This window comes from Pseudomonas sp. AAC (genome assembly GCF_000725445.1).
GTDB lineage: Bacteria > Pseudomonadota > Gammaproteobacteria > Pseudomonadales > Pseudomonadaceae > Pseudomonas > Pseudomonas citronellolis.
In genome coordinates this window covers 400670-423874 of sequence record NZ_KL647096.1, presented here as the reverse complement: position 1 = coordinate 423874, position 23205 = coordinate 400670, and the positions used below count along the sequence as shown (strand labels likewise).

The 23205-nt window shown below is 67.8% G+C and carries 19 protein-coding genes; 10 read left to right on the top strand and 9 right to left on the bottom strand.

The features are described 5' to 3' along the window. Window positions 1-42 precede the first annotated feature (42 nt). On the bottom strand, window positions 43-948 hold the full coding sequence (rimK, locus tag FG99_RS11755) for a 30S ribosomal protein S6--L-glutamate ligase (protein ID WP_009614960.1): 906 nt from the start codon (window positions 946-948) through the stop codon (window positions 43-45). Continuing rightward, a complete protein-coding gene (locus FG99_RS11750; protein ID WP_024128818.1) occupies window positions 945-1421 on the bottom strand; it encodes a retropepsin-like aspartic endopeptidase RimB in 477 nt (158 codons plus the stop codon). The genes rimK and FG99_RS11750 overlap by 4 nt, the downstream gene beginning before the upstream one ends. A gap of 118 nt (window positions 1422-1539) precedes the next feature. Here FG99_RS11750 and hslR point away from each other — a divergent pair, with 118 nt between their 5' ends. Next, entirely contained in the window at window positions 1540-1935 is a 396-nt protein-coding gene (gene hslR, locus FG99_RS11745; protein WP_009614968.1) for a ribosome-associated heat shock protein Hsp15, read from the top strand. 690 nt (window positions 1936-2625) lie between these two features. Here the strand turns inward: hslR and FG99_RS11740 are convergent. Continuing rightward, window positions 2626-3426: a phosphatase PAP2 family protein gene (locus FG99_RS11740; protein ID WP_043269763.1), complete on the bottom strand. Its 801-nt coding sequence runs from the start codon at window positions 3424-3426 to the stop codon at window positions 2626-2628. A gap of 108 nt (window positions 3427-3534) precedes the next feature. On the opposite strand from FG99_RS11740, the gene hslO reads away from it, so the two are divergent. The 5 genes from hslO to FG99_RS11715 all read left to right on the top strand — a co-directional run bounded on the left by hslO (window position 3535) and on the right by FG99_RS11715 (window position 10847). Further along, a complete protein-coding gene (hslO, locus tag FG99_RS11735; protein ID WP_009614970.1) occupies window positions 3535-4428 on the top strand; it encodes an Hsp33 family molecular chaperone HslO in 894 nt (297 codons plus the stop codon). 168 nt (window positions 4429-4596) lie between these two features. Further along, window positions 4597-6138 carry a phosphoenolpyruvate carboxykinase gene (locus FG99_RS11730; protein WP_043269761.1) on the top strand — a complete coding sequence of 514 codons (1542 nt, stop codon included), beginning with the start codon at window positions 4597-4599 and terminating at the stop codon, window positions 6136-6138. A gap of 459 nt (window positions 6139-6597) precedes the next feature. Continuing rightward, complete coding sequence (locus FG99_RS11725) at window positions 6598-8532, top strand: RecQ family ATP-dependent DNA helicase (protein WP_043269759.1); 1935 nt, start codon at window positions 6598-6600, stop codon at window positions 8530-8532. 123 nt (window positions 8533-8655) lie between these two features. After that, a complete protein-coding gene (locus FG99_RS11720; RefSeq protein WP_043269757.1) occupies window positions 8656-10149 on the top strand; it encodes a flavin-containing monooxygenase in 1494 nt (497 codons plus the stop codon). 95 nt (window positions 10150-10244) lie between these two features. After that, window positions 10245-10847 carry a nitroreductase family protein gene (locus tag FG99_RS11715; protein WP_043269755.1) on the top strand — a complete coding sequence of 201 codons (603 nt, stop codon included), beginning with the start codon at window positions 10245-10247 and terminating at the stop codon, window positions 10845-10847. Window positions 10848-11038: 191 nt separating this feature from the next. On the opposite strand, the gene FG99_RS11710 is transcribed toward FG99_RS11715, so the two are convergent. Further along, the gene (locus FG99_RS11710; protein ID WP_043269753.1) at window positions 11039-11941 is read right to left on the bottom strand and encodes a LysR family transcriptional regulator; all 903 of its coding nucleotides are present in this window, start codon (window positions 11939-11941) and stop codon (window positions 11039-11041) included. 109 nt (window positions 11942-12050) lie between these two features. Between FG99_RS11710 and FG99_RS11705 the strand changes: the two genes are divergently transcribed. The 3 genes from FG99_RS11705 to FG99_RS11695 all read left to right on the top strand — a co-directional run bounded on the left by FG99_RS11705 (window position 12051) and on the right by FG99_RS11695 (window position 16123). Further along, the gene (locus tag FG99_RS11705; protein WP_043269752.1) at window positions 12051-13292 is read left to right on the top strand and encodes a 3-hydroxyacyl-CoA dehydrogenase; all 1242 of its coding nucleotides are present in this window, start codon (window positions 12051-12053) and stop codon (window positions 13290-13292) included. After that, on the top strand, window positions 13289-15079 hold the full coding sequence (locus FG99_RS11700) for an acyl-CoA dehydrogenase C-terminal domain-containing protein (protein ID WP_043269750.1): 1791 nt from the start codon (window positions 13289-13291) through the stop codon (window positions 15077-15079). Before FG99_RS11705 ends, FG99_RS11700 begins: the two co-directional genes overlap by 4 nt. A gap of 93 nt (window positions 15080-15172) precedes the next feature. Beyond that, window positions 15173-16123: an adenosine deaminase gene (locus FG99_RS11695; protein WP_043269748.1), complete on the top strand. Its 951-nt coding sequence runs from the start codon at window positions 15173-15175 to the stop codon at window positions 16121-16123. 209 nt (window positions 16124-16332) lie between these two features. Here the strand turns inward: FG99_RS11695 and FG99_RS11690 are convergent, their stop codons facing one another. Next, window positions 16333-17223: a LysR substrate-binding domain-containing protein gene (locus FG99_RS11690; RefSeq protein WP_043269746.1), complete on the bottom strand. Its 891-nt coding sequence runs from the start codon at window positions 17221-17223 to the stop codon at window positions 16333-16335. A gap of 107 nt (window positions 17224-17330) precedes the next feature. On the opposite strand from FG99_RS11690, the gene FG99_RS11685 reads away from it, so the two are divergent. Continuing rightward, the gene (locus FG99_RS11685) at window positions 17331-18260 is read left to right on the top strand and encodes an AEC family transporter (protein WP_043269744.1); all 930 of its coding nucleotides are present in this window, start codon (window positions 17331-17333) and stop codon (window positions 18258-18260) included. A 179-nt stretch (window positions 18261-18439) separates the two neighbouring features. Here the strand turns inward: FG99_RS11685 and FG99_RS11680 are convergent, their stop codons facing one another. The 4 genes from FG99_RS11680 to FG99_RS11665 form a co-directional block, all read right to left on the bottom strand. Then, window positions 18440-19972, bottom strand: coding sequence for an APC family permease (locus tag FG99_RS11680; RefSeq protein WP_043269742.1), 1533 nt, complete (start codon window positions 19970-19972; stop codon window positions 18440-18442). A gap of 109 nt (window positions 19973-20081) precedes the next feature. Further along, the gene (locus tag FG99_RS11675; protein WP_043269740.1) at window positions 20082-21098 is read right to left on the bottom strand and encodes a heme-dependent oxidative N-demethylase family protein; all 1017 of its coding nucleotides are present in this window, start codon (window positions 21096-21098) and stop codon (window positions 20082-20084) included. A gap of 14 nt (window positions 21099-21112) precedes the next feature. After that, window positions 21113-22081 (bottom strand): PDR/VanB family oxidoreductase, encoded by a 969-nt coding sequence (locus FG99_RS11670; protein WP_043269737.1) that lies wholly within the window; start codon window positions 22079-22081, stop codon window positions 21113-21115. Then, window positions 22078-22674, bottom strand: coding sequence for a dimethylamine monooxygenase subunit DmmA family protein (locus FG99_RS11665; protein ID WP_043269736.1), 597 nt, complete (start codon window positions 22672-22674; stop codon window positions 22078-22080). The genes FG99_RS11670 and FG99_RS11665 overlap by 4 nt, the downstream gene beginning before the upstream one ends. Between the last annotated feature and the right edge of the window lie 531 nt (window positions 22675-23205).

The following is a 23205-nucleotide window of genomic DNA, read 5'->3' as shown; positions in this document are numbered from 1 at the left end:
GGTCGTTCGTCGGCGCGACGCATGCGTCGCGTACGTGCCTCCTCACCCTTTACCTTTAGTCCGCACCATATGCGGCCCGGCATTCTTCTCCAGGTACTCGATGATCACCCCGGCAATGTCCTTGTTGGTGGTGGTCTCGATGCCTTCCAGGCCCGGCGAGGAGTTCACTTCCATCACCAGCGCGCCATGGTGCGAGCGCAGGATGTCCACGCCGGCCACCTTCAGGCCCATGATCCGCGCCGCGCGGATCGCCGTCATGCGCTCCTCGGGGGTGATCTTGATCAGGCTGGCGCTGCCGCCGCGGTGCAGGTTGGAGCGGAACTCGCCGGGCGCGGCCTGGCGCCGCATCGAGGCGATCACCTTGTCGCCGACCACGAAGCAGCGGATGTCGGCGCCGCCGGCTTCCTTTATGTACTCCTGCACCATGATGTTGTGCTTCAGGCCCATGAAGGCCTCCAGCACCGATTCGGCGGCCTTCTGCGTCTCGGCCAGGACCACGCCGACGCCCTGGGTGCCTTCCAGCAGCTTGATCACCAGGGGCGCGCCGCCGACCATCTGGATCAGGTCCGGCACGTCGTCCGGAGAGTGGGCGAAGCCGGTGATCGGCAGGCCGATGCCCTTGCGCGAGAGCAGCTGCAGCGAGCGCAGCTTGTCGCGGGAGCGGGCGATGGCCACCGACTCGTTGAGCGGGAACACGCCCATCATCTCGAACTGGCGCAGCACCGCGCAGCCGTAGAAGGTGACCGAGGCGCCGATGCGCGGGATCACCGCGTCGAAGCCTTCCAGCGGCTGGCCGCGGTAGTGGATCTGCGGCTTGTGGCTGGCGATGTTCATGTAGGCACGCAGGGTGTCTATCACCACCATTTCATGCCCGCGTTGTTGCCCGGCCTCCACCAGCCGACGGGTGGAATACAGGCGCGGGTTGCGCGACAGCACGGCGATTTTCATTGGGCACCTGAAAGGGCGGGGGTAACCATGATGAGGGGTTTGTCCTGGACGTAGGTCAGCGCCGGGTTGACCACCAACTGGCCCTGGACCAGCGCCTTGGAACCCAGCAGCACGCGGTAGCGCATGGTCTTGCGGCAGGCCAGGGTGAATTCCACCGCCCAGGCGCGGTCGCCCAGGGCCAGGGTGGTGCGGATCACGTAGCGCGTCTGGGCCTGGCCGTTGGAGCTGCGGATGGTCTTCATCGTCACCAGCGGCGCCTCGCAGCGGTGGCGGCGCTGCACCTGGGTGCCCAGGTGGGCGGTGAAGCGCACCCAGTCGCGGCCGTCACGCTGGAAGGTGGCGATGTCGCTGGCGTGCAGGCTGGAGGTGCTGGCGCCGGTGTCGATCTTCGCGCGCAGGCCGACGATGCCCAGGTCGGGAAGGGCGATCCATTCGCGCAGGCCGATCACTGACAGGTGGTCGAATGTCTTCAAAAGGAGCCATCCCAGGGTTTTGCGGCATTCTAGCAGGGCCATCGGCGCCCGCCAGGGGCCTGCCGGGAACGCCGGGCCGAGGGTAGACTGGCCAGGTTGCAGAAGTGTGGATGAGGCCGTGAGCGAGAAAGACGACGACAGGGTACGCCTGGACAAGTGGCTGTGGGCTGCGCGTTTCTACAAGACCCGAGGCCTGGCCAAGGCGGCCATCGAGGGTGGCAAGGTGCATTGCCGGGGCGAGCGCTGCAAGCCGAGCAAGGAGCCGAAGGTCGGCGAGGAGTACGTGCTGCGCACCGGGTTCGACGAGCGCACCGTGGTGGTCAAGGCGCTGTCGGGCGTGCGCCGCGGCGCGCCGGAGGCGCAGCTGCTCTACGAGGAAACCGCCGAGAGCGTGAAGCGCCGCGAGGACGCGGCGGCCATGCGCAAGGCCGGCGCTCTGGGCGTGCAGACCGACGGCCGGCCGAGCAAGAAGCAGCGCCGCCAGTTGCTGCACTTCCTCGACGACCAGGAATAGCGAAACCCCCGCCGTGGCGTAATGCTGTTCACTTAAGAAAGGATGCTGTTTCTTTGCCTGGGGGAAATGGGATTTTCATATGGCTGGGACTATGGCTTGGCTTGCGAACGCGGAAACCCAGTTGCCTCGGCTTGGGTGTTTCTGCGCCGCACCGAGTCTGCCCGACCGTCTTGTTTCGCCCCCTCGGGCGAGTCCCTTTTGTCAAACGCCACAAAAGGAACCAAAAAGGCTTGCCCCGACATACGGGCCCGATGGAGCCGGGCTACCCTCGCGAATTCCCCCGCCACGGAGGCCCGCCCCGAGGGTTCGTCCCTGTAGCCCATCGGGGCTCTCGCGACATCCATGTCGCATGACCTCCTGAGCGCCGGTTTCGCTCGGCCTTCTGAAGGGGCGTTTCGGAGTGCGCGGAGGTTTCTCTGGAAGTCCCAAAAGCCAGAGCAGAGCTGCTTTGCTCTTCGTAGGAGCGAGCTTGCTCGCGAACCCAGGGTTCGCGTTCTCGGGAATGACGAGAGGAGGTAGGCGTTCCGGGATGACTCCGAACTCCCCGCACGCTCCGAACAGCCCCCTCTCCCTTTGGGAGAGGGCTGGGGTGAGGGAGCGAGGCCAGGCTGGTGCACCTTCGCTGAACCACCACATATCGCTTAAGTGAACAGCATTATTACCGCCGTGGCGGGGGTTCCGGAGGGCGCCTCAGGCGGCGATCACGCTCAGGCGGTTGAGCAGCGGCACCTTCGCCAGCAGGGCGAACAGCGGCTCGGTCAGGCGCACCAGGCCGGCGCTGGCCCAGGCGGCGAACGGGGTGAAGCAGCTCCAGGCCAGGGCCAGCAGGGCCATCTGCACGCCGCCTATATAGTCGTCCTGGCCCCAGTGGGCGCCGGCCACCAGGCGCGGCAGCATGAACAGCAGGGCCAGGGCCCAGACCACCAGCCACTGCACGGCGTTGCGGGCGAACAGGCTGAGGAACAGCGCCCACACCAGCAGCACCGAGGCGTGGTCGCCGGGGAAGCTGCGCGCCGACTCGTCCTTCACTTCGAAGAGGGTGTCCTGCCAGCTGCGGAAGAAGTCTTCCAGGCGCACGGCGTCCGGGGCGATGGCGGAGATGCTGGCGTGCTGCCAGCCCAGGTGGTGGGCGATCTTGGCATAGAGGGTGCGGACGATCATCAGCACCACCATGGTCACCAGCATGCCGAAGGTCGCGGCGCGCACCTGGCCGGCCTTGAAGATCCAGTCGCCGCGGATCAGCAGCAGGAGCAGGATGACCCCGACCAGAATGTCGAACGGCCGGGTGCTGGCCACCGCCCAGACGTTGCGCCAGGCCTCGTTGGTCGCCAGCGGCGCGTTGAGGGCGTGGAACAGGCTGAAGTCGAAGAAGTCGATGGCGGCGCGGGTCGGCGTCCACAGCCAGAGCTGCAGCAGGACCAGGGCCAGCGCATGGCAGGCGATGAACGGGCGCCACGACCAGGTGGCTTGGAACGGCGAAGCTTTCTCCATAGAATCGATTCCCCCTTACTGAACCGGGCGGCTGTCGCAAAGCGCGCTTTATAGGCCTTTGCCATCAGCTTGTCATGTATTTGTGCCTTAGCCAGCGTTGTGCCCAGCATGTCCCAGATCGATCAAAGTCAGCGTTTCCTCTTCGACAACACCGACGTTCGCGGTGAAATGGTGGCGCTCGAACGCAGTTTCGCCGAAGTGCTGGCCAAGCACCCCTACCCGCAGCCGGTGGCCCAGTTGCTCGGCGAGATGCTCGCCGCCGCGGCGCTGCTGTGCGGCACCCTGAAGTTCGACGGCCTGCTGGTGCTGCAGGCGCGCTCCAGCGGCGCCGTGCCGCTGCTCATGGTGGAATGCTCCAGCGACCGCGAAGTGCGCGGCCTGGCCCGCTACGACGCCGAGGCCATCCGCGACAGCGCCGGCCTGCTCGACCTGATGCCCGACGGCGTGCTGACCATGACCGTGGACCCGAAGAACGGCCAGCGCTACCAGGGCATAGTGCCGCTGGAGGGCGCCTGCCTGGCGGACTGCCTGTCGTCCTACTTCGCCACCTCCGAGCAGTTGCCCACGCGCTTCTGGCTGGGCGCCGACGGCCGCCACGCCCGCGGCCTGCTACTGCAGCAACTGCCGGCCGACCGCCTGAAGGACGCCGAGGACCGCGAGGCCAGCTGGCAGCACCTGACCACCCTGGCCGACACCCTCAACGTCGAGGAACTGCTGGGCCTGGACAACGAGACCCTGCTGCACCGCCTGTACCACGAGGAAGCGGTGCGCCTGTTCGAGCCGCAGCCGCTGGTGTTCCGCTGCAGCTGCTCGCGGGAGCGCTCGGCCAACGCCCTGGTCAGCCTCGGCAAGGAAGACGCCGAGCGCCTGCTGGGCGAGCTGGGCGGCGAGATCACCGTCGACTGCCAGTTCTGCAACCAGCGCTACGCCTTCGACGGCAGCGACATCGCCCAGCTGTTCGCCGGCGGCGGCAGCGCGGCACCGTCACAAACCCGCCATTGATCGGCGCTATCGGGGCGATAGCCGAACCATTGACGCCCTCGCCGGATCAGAGGCTGCACGAGAACCGTTCTTTTCTGGCATAATCCCGCGACTTTTTTCCGCTGTAGTGGAAATTAGAAGTCACTACGCAATGTTTGGAGGACTCGGCTCCGGCCGATGGGGACCCACATGACGCAAGCCAACAAAGCCGTGTACACCGATATCAGCGTTGCCCAACTGGTCGAGGAAGCCATTCGCCGCGGCGAAGGTCGCCTGGCCGACAACGGCTCGCTGGTGGTGGAAACCGGCCACCGCACCGGCCGCTCGCCTGCCGACCGCTTCATCGTCGAAGAGCCCGGCAGCAAGGACTCCATCGCCTGGGGCGCGATCAACCGCCCGTTCCCGGCCGACAAGTTCGACGCCCTCTGGGAGCGCGTCCAGGCCTTCAACGACGCCCAGGACCACTTCGTTTCCCACGTGCATGTAGGTTCGGCCGCCGATCACTACCTGCCGGTCAAGATGACCACCGCCACCGCCTGGCAGAACCTGTTCGGCCGTCAGCTGTTCATCAACCCGGAAACCTACAACCCGGCCGGCCGCGACGAGTGGCAGGTGCTGAACGTGGCCAACTTCGAGTGCGTGCCCGAGCGCGACGGCACCAATTCCGACGGCTGCGTCATCCTCAACTTCGCCCAGAAGAAAGTGCTGATCGCCGGTATGCGCTACGCCGGTGAAATGAAGAAGGCCATGTTCTCGGTACAGAACTACCTGCTGCCGGAGAAGGACGTGCTGCCGATGCACTGCGCCGCCAACATCGGCGAAGCGGGCGACGTGACCCTGTTCTTCGGCCTGTCCGGCACCGGCAAGACCACCCTGTCGGCCGACGAAAGCCGTTACCTGATCGGTGACGACGAGCACGGCTGGGGCGAAGGCGTCGTCTTCAACATCGAGGGCGGCTGCTACGCCAAGTGCATCGACCTGTCCGAGAAGAACGAGCCGGTCATCTGGAAGGCCATCAAGTTCGGCGCCGTGCTGGAGAACGTGGTTCTCGACGACGCGCGCGTCCCGGACTACGCCGACGACCGCCTGACCCAGAACTCCCGCGCGGCCTACCCGCTGGAGCACGTCGAGAAGCGTTCGGAAGCCAACCTGGGCGGCGAGCCCAACGCGGTGATCTTCCTGACCTGCGACCTGACCGGCGTACTGCCGCCGGTGTCGATCCTGAACAACGAGCAGGCGGCCTACCACTTCCTCTCCGGCTACACCGCGCTGGTCGGTTCCACCGAAATGGGTTCGGGCGGCGGCATCAAGTCGACCTTCTCCACCTGCTTCGGCGCGCCCTTCTTCCCGCGCCCGGCCGGCGTCTACGCCGAGCTGCTGATCAAGCGCATCAAGGCCTTCGGCTCCAAGGTGTACCTGGTCAACACCGGCTGGACCGGCGGTGGCTACGGCGTCGGCAAGCGCTTCAACATCCCGACCACCCGTGGCGTGATCGCCGCCATCCAGAGCGGCGCGCTGGTCGGCGCCGAGACCGAGCACCTGGACATCATCAACCTGGACGTGCCCAAGGCCGTCCCGGGCGTCGAGACCAACCTGCTCAACCCGCGCAACACCTGGGCTGACAAGGCCGCCTACGACGAAGCCGCCAAGGGCCTGGCCGGCAAGTTCATCGAGAACTTCAAGAAGTTCGAAGTGAGCGAAGCCATCAAGAACGCCGGCCCGCAGCTGTAAGCGCGCCCGTTCGCCGAAAGAGCCGCCTCCGGGCGGCTTTTTCATTGGCTGACCCCTGTAGGAGCTTGTCCGCGATAGCCGGGCGTATTGGCGGGCTTCGCGGATAAGATCCGCTCCTACGCCGCTCCACCCACGCCATTCCCCTGTAGGAGCGCGCCCTGCGCGCGAATCGCGGGCAGGGCCCGCTCCTACAGGTTGCCGGGGAGCACGGCGTTCCTCCCTCGTAGGATGGGTTGAGCGAAGCGATACCCATCGCCACGACCGCATGGGTTTCGCAAGCTCAACCCATCCTACGAAAAGCGCCTCGGCGCAGCCGGTAAGACAGTACTCCTGCGGGGGCTACCTTAGGAGCGTACTTTCCGCTGAACCGGAATCGGCTCGTTCGCGAGCAAGCCCGCTCCTACAATGGCTACCCCTAGCATGGCGTTTCCACCCATGACCGGTAAGGGAGATACCCGCATGCACGACACCCTCGAACGCGTCTTCGGTTTCCGCCAGTTCCGCCCCGGCCAGGAGGCGGCGGTCAGCGCCGTGCTGGCCGGGCGCTCGGCGGCGGCGATCTTCCCCACCGGCTCGGGCAAGTCGCTGTGCTACCAGTTGCCGGCGCTGCTGCTGCCGCACCTGACCCTGGTGGTATCGCCGCTGCTGGCGCTGATGCAGGACCAACTGGCCTTCCTCGCCCGCCACGGCATCGCCGCCGCCAGCATCGACTCGGCGCAGAGCCGCGAGCAGGTGGCGCAGACCATGGCCCGCGTCCGCAGCGGCGAGCTGAAGGTACTGATGATTTCCGTGGAGCGCCTGAAGAACGAACGCTTCCGCAACTTCATCGGCGAAGTGCCGATCTCCCTGCTGGTGGTCGACGAGGCCCACTGCATCTCCGAGTGGGGCCACAACTTCCGCCCCGACTACCTGAAGCTGCCGGCCTACCAGAAACAGTTCCGCATCCCCCAGGTGCTGCTGCTGACCGCCACCGCGACGCCGGCGGTGATCGCCGACATGCGCGCCAAGTTCGCCATCGCCGAGGCCGACGTGGTCACCACCGGCTTCTACCGCGCCAACCTGAACCTGCAGGTGGAGCCGGTGGCCAGCGCCGCCAAGCGCGCCCGCCTGGTGGAGTGGCTGGGCGCGCGGCCCGGGCAGCCGAGCATCGTCTACGTGACCCAGCAGAAGACCGCCGAGGACATCGCCGCGCACCTTTCCGAGCGCGGCATCCCGGCCCGCGCCTACCACGCCGGCATGGACCACGCCGAGCGCGAGGCCATCCAGCAGCGCTTCATGGCCGGCGCGCTGAACTGCATTGTCGCGACCATCGCCTTCGGCATGGGCATCGACAAGAGCGACATCCGCAACGTGGTGCACTTCGACCTGCCCAAGTCGGTGGAGAACTACAGCCAGGAGATCGGCCGCGCCGGGCGCGACGGCCAGCCCTCGGACTGCCTGGTGCTGGCCAACCGCGACAGCCTCAGCGTGCTGGAGAACTTCGTCTACGGCGACACCCCCGAGCGCGAGGGCATCCGCAGCGTGCTGGCGGAAATCGCCGCGGCGCCCAACGGCCAGTGGGAGCTGATGCTGACCGCGCTGTCGGACCAGTCGAACATCCGCCAGCTGCCGCTCAAGACGCTGCTGGTGCAGTTGGAGCTGCGCGGCATCATCGCCCCGCGCTTCGCCTACTTCGCCGAATACCGCTTCAAGAACCTCATCGAGCACGCGACGCTGCTGGGCCACTTCGAGGGCGAGCGGCGGCAGTTCGTCGAGGCCATCCTCGACACCTCGGCGCGGGCGCGCACCTGGTCGACCCTCGACTTCGACACCCTCTACCAGCGCCACGGCGCCGAGCGCGCGCGGGTGGTCAAGGCCCTGGACTACTTCCAGGAGCGCGGCTGGATCGAGCTGGAAAGCAAGCAGATGACCGAGGTCTACGCGGTGCGCGAGGCGGGCTTCGACATGGATGCGCTCAGCGACGAGCTGTACGCCTACTTCAAACGCCACGAGGCCAGCGAGATCGCGCGCATCGGCGCCATGCTGGAGCTGTTCGCCAGCGACCAGTGCCTGAGCCGTCGCCTGGCCCGCTACTTCGGCGACGAGCGGGCGCCGGAGCACTGCGGGCACTGCTCGGTCTGCGCCGGCCGCGTCGCCCACCTGCCGGAGCCGCCGGCCCTGCCGCCGCTGGACGGGCAGACGCTGCAAAGCCGCTGCGCCGCCTTCCTCGACAAGTACCAGGGCGCCCGCGGCATGCCGCCCAGCGCCGACTGCGTGACGCGTTTCCTCTGCGGCATCAGCGTGCCGGCCTTCACCCGCCTGCGGGCGCGCACGCTGCCGGGCTACGCGGCGCTGGAGGACTACCCCTACGCCCAGGTGCGCGCCTGGGTGATGGCGCAGCTGGCGCAAGGGTAACGCCGCGGCGGCTCCACCCATCCTAGGGTGGGGCGCCGGCCGGCGGCGGCCCTTGTAGGGTACGGGGAGGAAATTCCTCCTAGACTCAGCAAGGCGTTGCCCGCCACCGGCCGAGGAGCCCCCATGTCTGTCGAGCACCTGGATGTCCTGATCGTCGGCGCCGGCCTGTCCGGTATCGGCGCCGCCTACCACCTGATGAAGCACTGCCCGGGCAAGACCTTCGCCCTGCTCGAGGGCCGCGAGGCCATGGGCGGCACCTGGGACCTGTTCCGCTACCCGGGCATCCGCTCCGACTCGGACATGTACACCCTGGGCTACAACTTCAAGCCCTGGACCGACGCCAAGGCCATCGCCGACGGCCCCTCGATCCGCCACTACATCGAGGAGACCGCGCAGGAAAACGGCATCGACCGCAAGATCCGCTACCACCACCGCGTGCTCAAGGCCGACTGGAACAGCGACAGCGCGCGCTGGCTGCTGACCGTGCAGCGCGGCGACGAGCCGGAACCTGTGCGCATGAGCGCGCAGTTCCTGCTGATGTGCACCGGCTACTACCGCTACGAGGCCGGCTACACCCCGGAATTCAAGGGCCGCGACAGTTTCCGCGGGCAGATCATCCACCCGCAGCTGTGGCCGGAAGGCTTCGACTACGCCGACAAGCGCGTGGTGGTCATCGGCAGCGGCGCCACCGCCGTGACCCTGGTGCCCTCGCTGACCGACAAGGCGCGCCACGTCACCATGCTGCAGCGCTCGCCGTCCTACGTGATCAGCCTGCCGCAGAAGGACCCGATCTCCAACTTCCTGCGCCGCTTCCTCCCCGAGACCTGGGTGTACCGCCAGGCGCGGGCGCGCAACGTGACCATGCAGATGGTCTTCTTCCTGTTCGCCAAGACCTTCCCCAACCTGGCGCGCAAGGCCCTGCTGGGGCTGGCCAGGCACCAGCTGGGCAAGGACTTCGACATGCGCCACTTCAGCCCGCGCTACAAGCCGTGGGACGAGCGCGTGTGCTGCGTGCCCGACGGTGACCTGTTCAAGGCGCTGCGCAAGGGCAAGGCCTCGGTGGTCACCGAACACATCGACAGCTTCTGCGAGAAGGGCATCCGCCTGAAGTCCGGGCAGGTGCTGGAGGCCGACGTCATCGTCACCGCCACCGGCCTGGACCTGGTGATGTTCGGCGGCGCGGAGCTGGCGGTGGACGGCAAGCCGTTCCAGGTCAACCAGAGCATGGGCTACCGCGGCATCATGCTGCGCGATTTGCCCAACCTGGCCGCGGTGGTCGGCTACACCAACGCCAGCTGGACGCTCAAGGCGGACCTCTCCAGCGAGTACTTCTGCCGCCTGATCAACCACATGGATGCCATCGGCATGCGCCAGTGCACGCCGCGCGCCGGCGCCGGGCAGGTGAAGGAGGAGCCCTTCCTCAACCTCAACTCCGGCTACATCCAGCGCGCCGCCGACAGGATGCCCAAGCAGGGCGACCGCACGCCCTGGAAGCTCTACCAGAACTACGCCCTGGACCTGGCGCTGCTGCGCCACGGCAAGGTGGAGGATGGCTACCTGACCTTCACCTCGCCGCGCGCCCAGCAGGATGACGAGGCCTCGTTGCAGGCGGTGTAGCGATTCGATGATTCCTATCGGGAAAACCGCGGCAAGCCTGCGCCCGGGCGGTTTACCATGGCGGGCATTTTTCGCCGTCAACGAAAGGAGTCCCCATGCATATCGACGAAGCCATCCGCAGCCGCCGCGCGGTCAAGGGCTACGATCCGGCCTTCAGCCTCAGCCGCGAAGAGAAGGACGAGCTGCTGCAGCTGGCCATGCTCGCGCCCTCGGCTTTCAACCTGCAGCACGTGCGCCTGGTCGAGGTCAGCGACGCGCAACTGCGCGCACACATCCGCGAAGTGGCCTGGGGCCAGCCGCAGGTGACCGACGCCTCGATGCTGGTGGTGGTCTGCGCCCAGCTCGACAGCTGGGAAAAGAACGCCCGCCGCGTCTGGGAGGGCGCGCCCCAGGAGGTGCAGGAGTACATGGCCGGCGCCATCGACGCCTACTACCGCGGCAAGCCCCAGGTGCAGCGCGACGAGACCATGCGCAGCTGCGGCCTGATGGCCCAGACGCTGATGCTCGCCGCCCGCGGCAAGGGCCTGGACTCCTGCCCCATGGACGGCTTCGACTTCGACGCCGTGGCCAAATTGATCAACCTGCCGGAGAACCACGTGATCGGCCTGATGGTCGCCGTCGGCAAGCAGACCGTGGCGCCCAAGCCGCGGGTGGGCAAGCTGGCGCTGGACGAGGTGGTGATCCGCGATCGGTTCTGAGGTTTGCCGATGGCCAATGAACGCGCCCTCGGGCGCGTTCTGCTTTTCGTGGGGGCGAGGGGGACGCCTCGCGGACGGTACGGTTCCAGGAGGCACCCGTAGAATGGGTTGAGCGAAGCGATACCCATCACCGTGACCGCATGGGTTTCGCAAGCTCAACCCATCCTACGAAAAGCATCTCGGCGCAGGCCCTACGGCCTCGGCGCCGCCTCCAGCATCCGCCCCAGCAGCCACTGCAACGCCACGTCGCGCTCGCGCTGGGCCAGGTACACCAGCTCCAGGTGGAACTGGCCGACGTCGAAGGGCAGCTCCAGCACCTGCAGCGGCAGCAGTTTGGCGAAGTATTCGGCCAGGCGCGTCGGCAGCACCGTCAGCAGGTCGGTGCCGGCCACCAGTTGCGCGGCCTGCAGGTAGTTGGGGGTGACGTAGGCGATCTGCCGCTTCAGGCCCTGGCTGGCCAGCCACTGGTCGACCATGCCCTTGGTCTGCCCGCCGGACACCCACAGGTGGCGCTCGTTCAGGAAGCCGTCGAGGTCCAGCGGGCCGTTCACCCGCGGATGCCCGCGGCGCGCCAGCAGGCGCAGCGTCTCGCTGGCCCAGGGGCGGCGGGCGAAGCGCGCCGGGATGTCCTCGAAGCGGCCCAGCACCAGGTCCAGGTGGCCCTTGTCCAGCGCTTCAACCGGCAGGCTCGGGGCCAGGTGGCGCACGTCCAGGGCCACGCCCGGCGCCTCCGTGCCCAGGCGCTGCAGCAGCGCCGGCATGCACAGCAGCTCGGCGTAGTCGGTCAGCGCCAGGGTGAAGCGCTGGCGGCTGCGCGCCGGTTCGAAGCGCTCGGTGCCGCTGAGGCTGTGGAGGATGCGCTGCAGCGACTCGCGGATCGGCGCCTCCAGCTCCAGGGCCCGCGGCGTGGGCTGCATGCTGCGGCCGATGCGCACCAGCAAGGGGTCGTCGAGCAACTCGCGCAGGCGGCCCAGGGCGTTGCTCACCGCCGGCTGGCTCAGGGCCAGGCGCTCGGCGGCGCGGGAAACGCTGCGCTCGCGCAACAAGGCGTCGAAGACACGCAGCAGGTTCAGGTCGAAGGTATTTATATTCATTAGCTAAATACTGCGCATCACAAGACTAAATTTCAAAAATAATCCGATCTTCCCTAAGGTGACTGTCACTTTTTTGCTCGAACGCCCGTTTGATAACAAGAGGAAGACCATGAGCCAGATCCCCCCGATTCGCAGCGCCGCAGTGATAGGCGCCGGCACCATGGGCCGCGGCATCGTCATGTGCCTGGCCAACGCCGGCGTGCAGGTGCAGTGGCTGGACAACAATCCGCAGATGCTGCTGCAGGCCCAGGGCGCGGTGGCCGACACCTACGCCCACAACGTGCGCCAGGGGCGGATCGACGAGGCTGAAGCGGCGGCCCGGCGGGCGCGCATTTCGCCTGTGGACAACTACACAGCGATCCGCGAAGCGGACCTGGTGATCGAGGCGGTCTACGAGAACCTGGAGCTCAAGCAGGCGATCTTCCGCGAGCTGGACGCGGCGCTGAAGCCCGCGGCCATCCTCGCCAGCAACACCTCCTACCTCGACGTCGACGCCATCGCCGCCGTGACCAATCGCCCGTCGCAGGTGCTCGGCCTGCACTTCTTCAGCCCGGCGCACATCATGAAGCTGCTGGAGATCGTGCGCGGCGCGAAAACCGCGCCCGCCGTGCTGGACGCCGCCCTGGAGCTGGGCCGGCGCATGGGCAAGGTCAGCGTGGTGGCCGGCAACTGCCACGGCTTCATCGGCAACCGCATGCTGGAGAAGTACGTGCAGGAGTCGCGCCGGCTGATCCTCGAAGGCTCGCTGCCCTACCAGGTGGACGCCGCGCTGCAGGGCTTCGGCTTCGCCATGGGCCCGTTCCGCATGTTCGACGTGGTCGGCATCGACCTCGAATGGCGCGCCCGCGAGCTGGCCGGCAAGGGCCAGGACGCGCCCACCGTGCAGGTGGACAACCGCCTCTGCGAGATGGGCCGCTTCGGCCAGAAGAGCGGCAACGGCTTCTACCACTACGAACCCGGCAGCCGCCAGGCCGAGCACGACCCCGAGGTCGACGCCCTGGTGCTGCGCGAGTCCGAGCGCCTGGGCTACGCGCGCCGCGATATCGGCCCGGAGGAAATCCTCGAACGCTGCCTGCTGGCGCTGGTCAACGAAGGTGCGAAAATCCTCGACGAAGGCATCGCCAGCCGCAGCGCCGACATCGACACCGTCTACCTCAACGGCTACGGCTTCCCCGCCGACAAGGGCGGCCCCATGGCCTGGGCCGACGCCCAGGGCCTGCCGAGTATCCTCGCGCGCCTGCGCGACCTCGCCGGGCAGCACGGCGCGCACTGGCAGCCGGCCGCGCTGATCGAGCGCCTGGCCGCCAGCGGTGGGCGTTTCGCCGATATCCACAAGGAGCACCACGCATGAGCTACCAGGCCCCTCTGCGCGACATGCGCTTCGTCCTCCACGAACTCTTCGACGCGACCGCTCACTGCGCGCTGCTGGGCAATGGCCTGGACCGCGAACTGATCGACGGCGTGCTGGAAGAGGGCGCGCGCTACACCGGCGAGGTGGTGGCGCCGCTGAACCGCAACAGCGACGAGCAGGGCGCGACCCTCCACGACGGCGCGGTGACCACCCCCGACGGCTTCCGCGAAGCCTACAAACAGTACTGCGACAATGGCTGGGCGAGCATGACCGGCCCGCTCGAGTTCGGCGGCCAGGGCTTCCCGCAGCTGGTGGCGGCGAACTTCCACGAGATGCTGATGGCCGCCTCGCTGTCCTTCCGCGTCTATTCCGGGCTCACCGAGGGCGCCGTGCTGGCGCTGTACAAGCACGGCAGCGCCGAGCTGCAGCGCGACTACCTGGCGAAGATGGTCAGCGGCGTGTGGACCGGCACCATGTGCCTCACCGAGCCCCAGGCCGGCACCGACCTGGCGCTGCTGCGCACCCGCGCCGAGCCGCGCGCCGATGGCAGCTACGCGGTCAGCGGCAGCAAGATTTTCATCAGCGGCGGCGAGCAGGACCTGTCGGAGAACATCGTCCACCTGGTGCTGGCGCGCCTGCCGGACGCCCCGGCCGGGGTGAAGGGCATCAGCCTGTTCCTCGTGCCCAAGTTCATCGCCAACCCCGACGGCACGCCCGGTGCGCGCAACGAGCTGAGCTGCGGCGCCATCGAGCACAAGATGGGCATCAAGGGCGCCTCCACCTGCGTGATGAACTTCGATGGCGCCAGCGGCTGGCTGCTGGGCGAGGCCAACCAGGGCCTGGCCTGCATGTTCACCATGATGAACGACGCGCGCTTCCAGGTCGGCCTGCAGGGCCTGGGCATCGCCGAGCGCAGCTTCCAGGGCGCCTTGAGCTATGCCCGCGAGCGCCTGCAATCGCGCGCCCTGACCGGCCCCGCGCAGCCGCAGAAGGCCGCCGACCCCATCATCGTTCACCCCGACGTGCGGCGCATGCTGCTGACGCAGAAGACCCTCACCGAGGGCAGCCGCATGCTCGCCGCGCTCTGCGCCCGCGAGCTGGACCTGGAGCACGGCCACCCCGAGGCCGAGGGCCGCAAGGCCGCGGCGAAGCGCGCGGCGCTGCTGATCCCGCTGGTGAAGTCCTTCCTCACCGACATGGGCCAGGAAGTGGCCAGCCTTGGCGTGCAGGTCTACGGCGGCCACGGCTACATCCGCGAATGGGGCATGGAGCAGCTGATGCGCGACAGCCGCATCACGCAGATATACGAAGGCACCAACGGCATCCAGGCGCTGGACCTGATCCGCCGCAAGCTGCTGGGCGACGGCGGCGCCGAGATGGCCGCGCTGCAGGCCGACCTGGCGGAAACCTGCACCGCGCTGGCCGCCCACGCCGAGCTGGAACCCATGGCCGCGGTGGTGCGCGAGCGCATCCAGGAATGGCGTGGGCTGACCGCCGACGTGCTGGCCGCCACCCGCCGCGATGCGCAGGAGATCGGCGCCATGTCGGTGGACTACCTGCAGTACAGCGCCTACGTGCTGCTCGCCGGGCTCTGGCTGCGCGCTGCCGGTACCGCCCAGGCGGCGCTGGACGCCGGCAGCGGCGAGGGCGACTTCTACCGCGCCAAGCTGGCCAGCGCCGACTTCTACCTGCGGCGCATCCTGCCACGCGCCAGCATGCACCGCGAGGCGCTGCTGGGCGGCGCCGGCTGCCTGATGGCGCTGGACGAGGCGCACTTCGCCTTCTGATGGCCGGGCGGCCGCCCCGGCTCGCCCGGGGTGGCCGCCATGGCGGGCCGGGTTAAACTTGCATCGATTCAGCCCGATGACGAGAAACCACCCATGTACGAATGGCTCAACGCCCTGCCCAAGGCCGAACTGCACCTGCACCTGGAAGGGACTCTGGAGCCCGAACTGCTGTTCGCCCTGGCCGAACGCAACCGGGTGAAGCTGCCCTGGGCCGACGTCGAGACCCTGCGCAAGGCCTACGCCTTCAACAACCTGCAGGAATTCCTCGACCTCTACTACGCCGGCGCCGACGTGCTGCGCAGCGAGCAGGACTTCTACGACCTCACCTGGGCCTACCTGCTCAAGTGCAAGGCGCAGAACGTCATCCACGTCGAACCCTTCTTCGATCCGCAGACCCACACCGACCGCGGCATCCCCTTCGAGGTGGTGCTGCGCGGCATCCAGGGCGCGCTGAAGGACGGCGAGCAGCAGCTGGGCATCAGCCACGGCCTGATCCTCAGCTTCCTCCGTCACCTGTCCGAGGAAGAAGCCTTCAAGACCCTGGAGCAGGCCATGCCCTTCCGCGACGCCTTCGTCGCCGTGGGCCTGGACAGCTCCGAAGTGGGCCACCCGCCGAGCAAGTTCCAGCGCGTGTTCGACCGCGCCCGCGCCGAGGGCCTGCTGACCGTGGCCCACGCCGGCGAGGAAGGCCCGCCGCAATACATCTGGGAAGCCCTGGACCTGCTCAAGGTCGAACGCATCGACCACGGCGTGCGCGCCATCGAGGACGAGCGGCTGATGCAGCGCATTATCGACGAGCAGATCCCGCTGACCGTCTGCCCGCTGTCCAACACCAAGCTGTGCGTGTTCGAGCACATGGGCCAGCACAACATCCTGGCGATGCTGGAGCGCGGGGTGAAGGTGACGGTGAACTCGGATGATCCGGCTTACTTCGGGGGGTATGTGACTGAGAATTTCCAGGCGCTGTATGAGCACCTGGGGATGACGAAGGAGCAGGCGCAGCGGTTGGCGCAGAACAGCCTGGATGCGCGGTTGGTGAAATGAGTGAGCGGCGGATAATCCGCGATTGGCGCGGCAGGTCGGCCATCGCGGACGGAGTCTACGTTTCCAGGAAGTACGGCTTTTCGTAGGATGGCGTTGAGCGAAGCGATACCCATCACCACGGCAGCATGGGTATCGCAAGCTCAACCCATCCTACGAAGAGCACCTCGGCGCAAGACTCCTGCGTCCGTGCTTCCCTGGACCCTTCGCGGTTATCCGCCGTCGACCTCCACCACCCCCGCACAGCGCAGAAAAGCCCCCAGGCACGGGTTGTCGTTATGCGGGCTCCAAGCCACCCCATAATCCACCAACGGCGATGCCTCCAGCGCCACGAACGCAGCACCGGGCAACTGCATCTTGCGCATCGAGTCCGGCACCAGGGCCACGCCCAGGCCCTCGGCCACCAGGTTGACGATGGTCTGCTGCAGGTGCGGCTCCAGCTGGATGCGCGGTTCGAAGCCGCTGTCCCGGCAGCATTGCATCACCGCTTCGTGCAGCGCCGGCGCGGTGCTGTGGGGGAAGCTGATGAACGATTCCCCCGCCAGGGCCCCGGCCGCCACCTGGGCGCTCGTGGCTAGCGGGTGCGCACTGGGCAGCACCGCGCACAGCGGCTCGCGCAATAGCGTGCGGTATTGCAGCTGGCCGCTCCCGTGGGCCGGGAAGGTCAGGGCCACGTCGGCCTCGCCGGCTTCCAGCGCCGGGCCGAGGTCGCGCGGCAATACTTCGTTGAGCACCACCTTCACCTGTGGATAAGCGTCGCTGTAGCGCTTGAGCAGGGTCGGCAGCAGCGTCCAGGCGGCGACCATGGTGAAGCTCAGGCGCAGTTCCCCGCGCTCGCCGCGGGCGCTGGCCTGGGCCGAGCGCACCGCCAGGTCGAGGCCGGCGAGCAGGCTCCTGCAGTGCTGCTGGAACTCGCGGCCGGCGGCGGTCAGCTCCACCGAGCGCGAGTGGCGGGCGAACAGCGGGGTGCCCAGCTCGGCCTCCAGCGCGGCTATCTGCCGGCTCAGCGGCGGCTGGGTCAGGTGCAGGGCCTCGGCGGCGCGGCCGAAGTGCAGGTGTTCGGCGAGGGCGAGGAAGTAGCGCAGCTGGCGCAATTCGATCATCGATGCGTTTCCGGAATCGATTGGGCTCTCAACAAGCATTGGACGGTATCGATGCGGCAATCCTATGCTCGCCAGCCCTCCTATAACAACGCCTTGCCGAGCCCGCCATGCACACCGTGATCGCCGTCGTCCTGCCCATCTTCGCGCTGATCCTGGCCGGCTGGCTGGCGCGCAGGACCAACCGCCTGGGCGAGGGCGCGGCGTCGGAGATCAACAAGCTGGTGGTCTGGCTGTGCCTGCCGGCGCTGCTGTTCAAGGTCACCGCCACCTCCACCTGGGCGGAAATCTGGCAGCCGGGCTTCCTCGCCGCCTTCACCGCCGGCTGCCTGCTGGTGTTCGTCGCCACCCTGGCCTGGCGTATGTGGCAGGGCCGCGAGCTGCCGGCGGCGAGCATCGACGGGCTCAGCGCCTCCTACGCCAACACCGGCTACATGGGTATCCCGCTGTGCCTGCTGGTGTTCGGCCAGGACGGCCTGGAGCCGGCGCTGATCGCCTCGCTGCTGGTGGTCTGCGTGCTGTTCGCCGTCGCCGTGGTGTGCATCGAGGTCGGCCTGCAGAGCGAGAAGCACGTCGGCCGCGCAGTGCTGGTGGTGAGCCGCGCGCTGCTGAAGAACCCGCTGGTGGTCTCGCCGATCATCGGTGGCCTGTGGGCCGCCAGCGGCCTGGGGCTGGCCGAGCCGGTGGTGCATTTCCTCGACCTGCTGGCGGCGGCCACCACGCCTTGCGCGCTGATCTCGCTCGGCCTGTTCCTGGCGCAGAAGCAGGAGGGCCCGCAGGTCGGCGCCTGGCCGCTGGTGCTGGTCAAGCTGGTGGGGCAGCCGCTGTTGACCGGCGTGCTGGCCTACAAGGTGTTCGCCCTGCCGCCGTTGTGGGCGGATTCGGCGTTGTTGCTCAGTGCGCTGCCGACCGGCACCGGGCCGTACATGCTGGCGGAGTACTACAAGCGCGAGGCGCCGGTGGTGTCGCGCAGCATTCTGTTGTCGACGCTGGGGTCGTTGCTGACCTTGTCGCTGTGCCTGTTGTGGATTGCGCGTTGAGCCAAGGTTGCGGCCACGCCGTGGTCAGGCCTGGCGTAGTGCGGAAAAAAACCGGGCCTGCCAAGCGCGGGGCTGGCAGGCCCGTTCGCAAACCGCTTGGCGCCGGCGCGGGGAGGGGACCCCACGCGGCGCCGGACGCGCCCCTCAGGCGTATGGCCCGAATTGCGTCAGGGTTGCGATCAAGCCGGTTCGGTAAGCGCGCCAGTCGCGCGCACGGATCGTTGGCGGCCGGAAATCCGGTGGGCGTCGCCGGCCGGCGCGGTGCCCTTGTCGTAGGGCCTGGCCAGCAGCATGTAGAGCACGCCCGCGCCCAGCACCACGGCGGTGGTGAGGATCATCGAGTAGTTGATGTACCAGGGCGCGTCGGGGCTGCGCGGCCAGACCATGTTGGCAATGGCGCCGGCGCCGTAGACCAGCGCGGCGACGTTCACCAGCGTGCCCCAGGGGCCCAGGCTGAACTGCCCGCCGGGCACCCAGCCTTTGGCGCGGGCGATCAGTGCGGCGACCACGATCAGCTGGAAGGCGACGTAGATGCCGATGGCGGCGAAGCCGACGATGGTCGCCGTGGCGTCGGCCATGAACAGGCCCAGGCAGACGATCGCCGCCGGCACCACGCCGCTGACGATCAGCGCGGCGGACGGCACCTGGTTGGCCGACAGGCGCTGCAGCGCGCGGCTGCCGACGATCATCTCGTCACGGGCGTAGGCGAACAGCAGGCGGCTGGCGGCGGCCTGCAGGCTGAGCACGCAGGACACGAAGGACACCAGCACCACCGCCATCACCAGGCGCGAACCCAGCGGGCCGAAGGCGTTGGCCAGGATGGTGGCGACCGGGTCGGTGTCCTCGCCGGCGAGCACCTTGTGCATGTCCGGCACCGAGAGGATCAGCGCGAGGCAGGCGAACATCGCGGCGGCGCCGCCGATGTAGATGGTCATGCGCATCGCCTTGGGGATGCGCTTGCCGGGGTTGGGGGTTTCTTCGGCGACGTCGCCACAGGCCTCGAAGCCGTAGTACTGGAACAGCCCGGCCAGGGAGGCGGCGAGGAACGCCGGCAGGTAGGAACCCTGCGCCGCGCCGAGGCCGAAGGTGTCGAAGAGCACGCTGAACGGCTGGTGGCGCTCGAAGATCAGCAGGTAGCCGCCGACCAGGATGGCGCCGACCAGCTCGCAGAGGAAGCCGAACATCGCCACCCGCGCCAGCAGCTTGGTGCCCACCAGGTTGAGGCCGGTGGAAACCAGGATCAACGCCAGGGCGATGTAGATGCTGACGTCCGCGTCCGGGGCGAAGCCCAGCAGCGCCGCCAGGTAGGGCCCGGCGCCGACCGAGACGCCGGCGATGGTGGCGCACAGCGCCCAGGCGTACACCCAGCCGACCATCCACGCCCAGCGCTTGCCCACCAGGCGCCGCGCCCAGGGGTAGACGCCGCCGGAGATCGGGAACTGCGAGACCACCTCGCCGAACACCAGGCACACCAGCAGCTGGCCGAGGCCGATCAGCAGGTACGACCAGAACATCGGCGGGCCGCCGGCGGCCAGGCACAGGCCGAACAGGGTGTAGACGCCGACGACCGGCGACAGGTAGGTGAAGCCCAGGGAGAAGTTCTCCCACAGGCTCATGCTGCGCTCGAAGTTCGAGCTGTAGCCGAGCGCGGCGAGCTGCTCGGCATCGGAATCGGTTACGCCAGCGGCACGCTTGGCAGGGGACCCACTCATCGTTGTTTCCTCTCAGGGGGTAATGGGCAGTGGCGGATTGTCCGCGGCGGAGCTTGCGCATCCGCCGCTGCCCTCTACGGGCTCATTGTCGTTATGGAAAGCGCAGCGCTTATTTGCCGTCGTCGTACTGCGAGAGCCACTCCACCGCCGCGTCGCGGTAGCGGGTGAAGCCCTTGTAGTCCACCAGCTCCTGGTTGAGGGACTTGAGCACGCGGTGCATGCGCCTGGCCCAGACGGGGTTGCTGGCGATGTCCTGCAGGCTCAGCAGGTAGGTGCGGATCGGGAACACGATGGCGTTGCTGCGCGGCAGGCGGTGCAGCGGCTGCAGCTCGATGCGCAGGTAGACCTTCTCGCCGGCGTTCTCGGCGGTCACCGTGGTGCGGTCCGGGGCCCAGTCCGGCAGGCTTTCGGCGGACACGTCCAGGCGCGGGTTGACCGTCAGCGACCAGTTCAGGCGGCGCACCGGGTGGCCGTTGCGCAGGCGCAGGAGGAACTTCAGCGCGCGGTCGAGCATGCCGGTTTCCTTCACCAGCGGCACCGGGCCGTGGTACTCGTGCCAGGCCATGCCCAGGTTGAAGCGCAGCGAGTAGTCGGCGCGCTGGGTGGCGATGCCGGCGCCCCAGTACAGGGTGCCGTCGCGCTCCTCCTGCAGCACCCAGTCGCCCTGGGCCTGGCGGGTGATGTATTCCATCGGCTCGTAGGGCAGGGTGGCCGGGTCGCCGAAGGTGAAGGTGTCGTCGATGTTTAGCAGCCTGTTGGTCCAGTGCCAGCGGGTGCCGTCGCGCTCCAGGGCGAAGTACTCCGGGTAGTCCTTGGCGTAGGACTCCATGATCAGCTCCAGCAGGTCCCACTGCGCCTCCATCATGTGCGGCGCCGAGACGTAGTGCATGCCCGGGTCCTTCTCCAGGGTGATGGCGCGGTCACGGCACTCGCTGATGTAGTGCTCGTCGATGTCGAACACCGCACGGAAGGCGCCGTCGCCGACGGAGACGTGGGGTTCCAGGTTCATCGAGTACATGTACTCGTCGTCCGGGAAGGGGAAGGGCGCGCGGGCGATGCACTCGGGGCTGTTGGCGTAGGTGTAGTCGTCGCGGTAGGTTTCGTCGGGGCGGAATTGGATGGTCATGGTCGTTCTCCGGCTCAGCAGTCGATGACCAGCCGCGAGCACTTGGCGCGCGACACGCAGGGCATGATTTTCTTGTTGGCGGCCTTGTCCTCGTCGGACAGCCAGTCGTCGGTGTGGAGGATCTCGCCGTCCAGCTCCAGGACGTTGGTCTCGCACATGCCGCAGGCGCCGCCGCGGCACAGGTAGGGAATCTCGTGGCCGGCGGCCTCGGCGGCCTCCAGCAGGCTCTGGTCGGGCGACACCTCGATGGTCGCGCCGCTGCGCGCCAGGGTGACCTTGAACGGCTCGCCGGAACTGCCCTGTTCGAGGAAGCGCTCGTAGTGGATGTGGCTGTCGGTCCAGCCGTGGGCGTGGGCCGCGTCTATGGTGGCCTGGATCATGCCCTCGGGGCCGCAGACGTACACGTCGCTGCCCAGCGGGCGGTCGGCCAGCACGGCGGAGATGTTCAGGCGCTCGCCGCGGTCGTCGCGGTACAGGCGCACGGCATCGCCGTATTCGCGCGCCAGTTCCTCGCCGAGGCGCGCATGTTCAGCGCCGCGCACCGCCAGGTGCACTTCGAACGGGGTGCCGCGCAGGCGCAGCTCGGCCAGCTGCGAGCACACCGGGGTGATGCCCACGCCGCCGGCGATGAACAGGTGCAGGCGCGCGTGCTTGCTCAGCGGGAACAGGTTCACCGGGCGGAGGATTTCCAGCTCGTCGCCTTCCTGCACCGCATCGTGCATGCGCCTGGAGCCGCCGCGGCCGTCTTCCACGCGGCGCACGGCGATCTGGTAGGCGCTGGCGTCGTAGGGCGAACTCATCAGCGAGTAGGCGTTGCGGTAGGTACCGCCGTCGTGGGGGATCAGCACCACCACGTTGCTGCCGCCGGAGAAGGGCGTGAGCTGGCCGCCGTCGCGCGGCACCAGGGTGAAACGCTTGATTTCCGGGGTCACCTGCTCGATGCGGGCGACGCGGACGTTGAGGGTTCCGCTGGACTGGCTCATGTGTCGAGCTCCTCGGCTGCCGGCAGCTCGCCGGGGACTTCGGCGTCGGCCTTGACCGCCTGGAAGGCGGCGAGGCGGCGCGAGTAGTGGTCGCGGACCACCAGGGTGCGGGCGCAGTGCGGGCAGATGAACACGCGCTGGGTGACGTTCTCGGTGTAGCCGTCGCAGTGCACGCACCAGACGCGGCGCACGAAGGAGCCGCAGTGCTCGCGCAGCACTTCGTCCCGGTTCAGGTTGATCGCATCGGCGGCCTGCATGGCGGTGCCGATGAAGCTTTCCGAGCCGGCCAGGTACAGGCGGGTGCCCATGCGCGACTGGCCGAGCAGGGCGTGCAGGTCGTCGACCAGCGAGCGGTTGCTCGGGTAGACGCTCAGCTCGACGTCGGCGATGTCGCGCAGCGCGGCCAGATGGTTCTGCCCGGAGAAGGATTCGGTGGAATAGAGCACGCGGATGGGCGCGGTGCGCGGCATTTCGGCCAGCAGCCGGAGCATGGCGCTGCCGCCGCTGCCTTGCCCTGCGACTATGTGGTTGCTGCCGGCGAGCGGGCGCAGGTCGTCGTAGACCGGCCTGCTCTTGATACCTGTGATGAGCATTGTTGTTGTGCCTCCAGAACTGCCGGCAACCCCGGTCGGGGATGCCTGGCGCGATTCGAGGACCCGCGCACGGTCACGGGTCGATGGAGGTGGAGCACAGGGTGTGCCAAGAAATTAAGTTGTTGAAAATTAATGGATTATTGTTTTTGAGGGGAGGAAATGTAAGCAGAAATGACAAGGGGATAGGCAGAAATGCAGCGTTGGTGGGGGTGGTTATCCTGGGGCGGCGGTGTGTTGGTTGGGGGCCGCCCCTCTCCCCAGCCCTCGGCTGCGCGCCCCGCCCTGAAGGGAGAGGGGGCTAGTCCGTGCCGAGATGAGCATGGCTTTAGCCGGAAACCATCAGAGCTGCCGGCTAACTCCGTAATACCCGTTTCTGCCCAACGGTCCCCTCTCCCTTCAGGGAGAGGGTTAGGGAGAGGGAAGGGAGGTCAGAACAATGCCAATGCACCCGGCAAACACAACCCCCGTAGGATGGGTTGAGCGAAGCGATACCCATCACCGCCACCGCATGGGTTTCGCAAGCTCAACCCA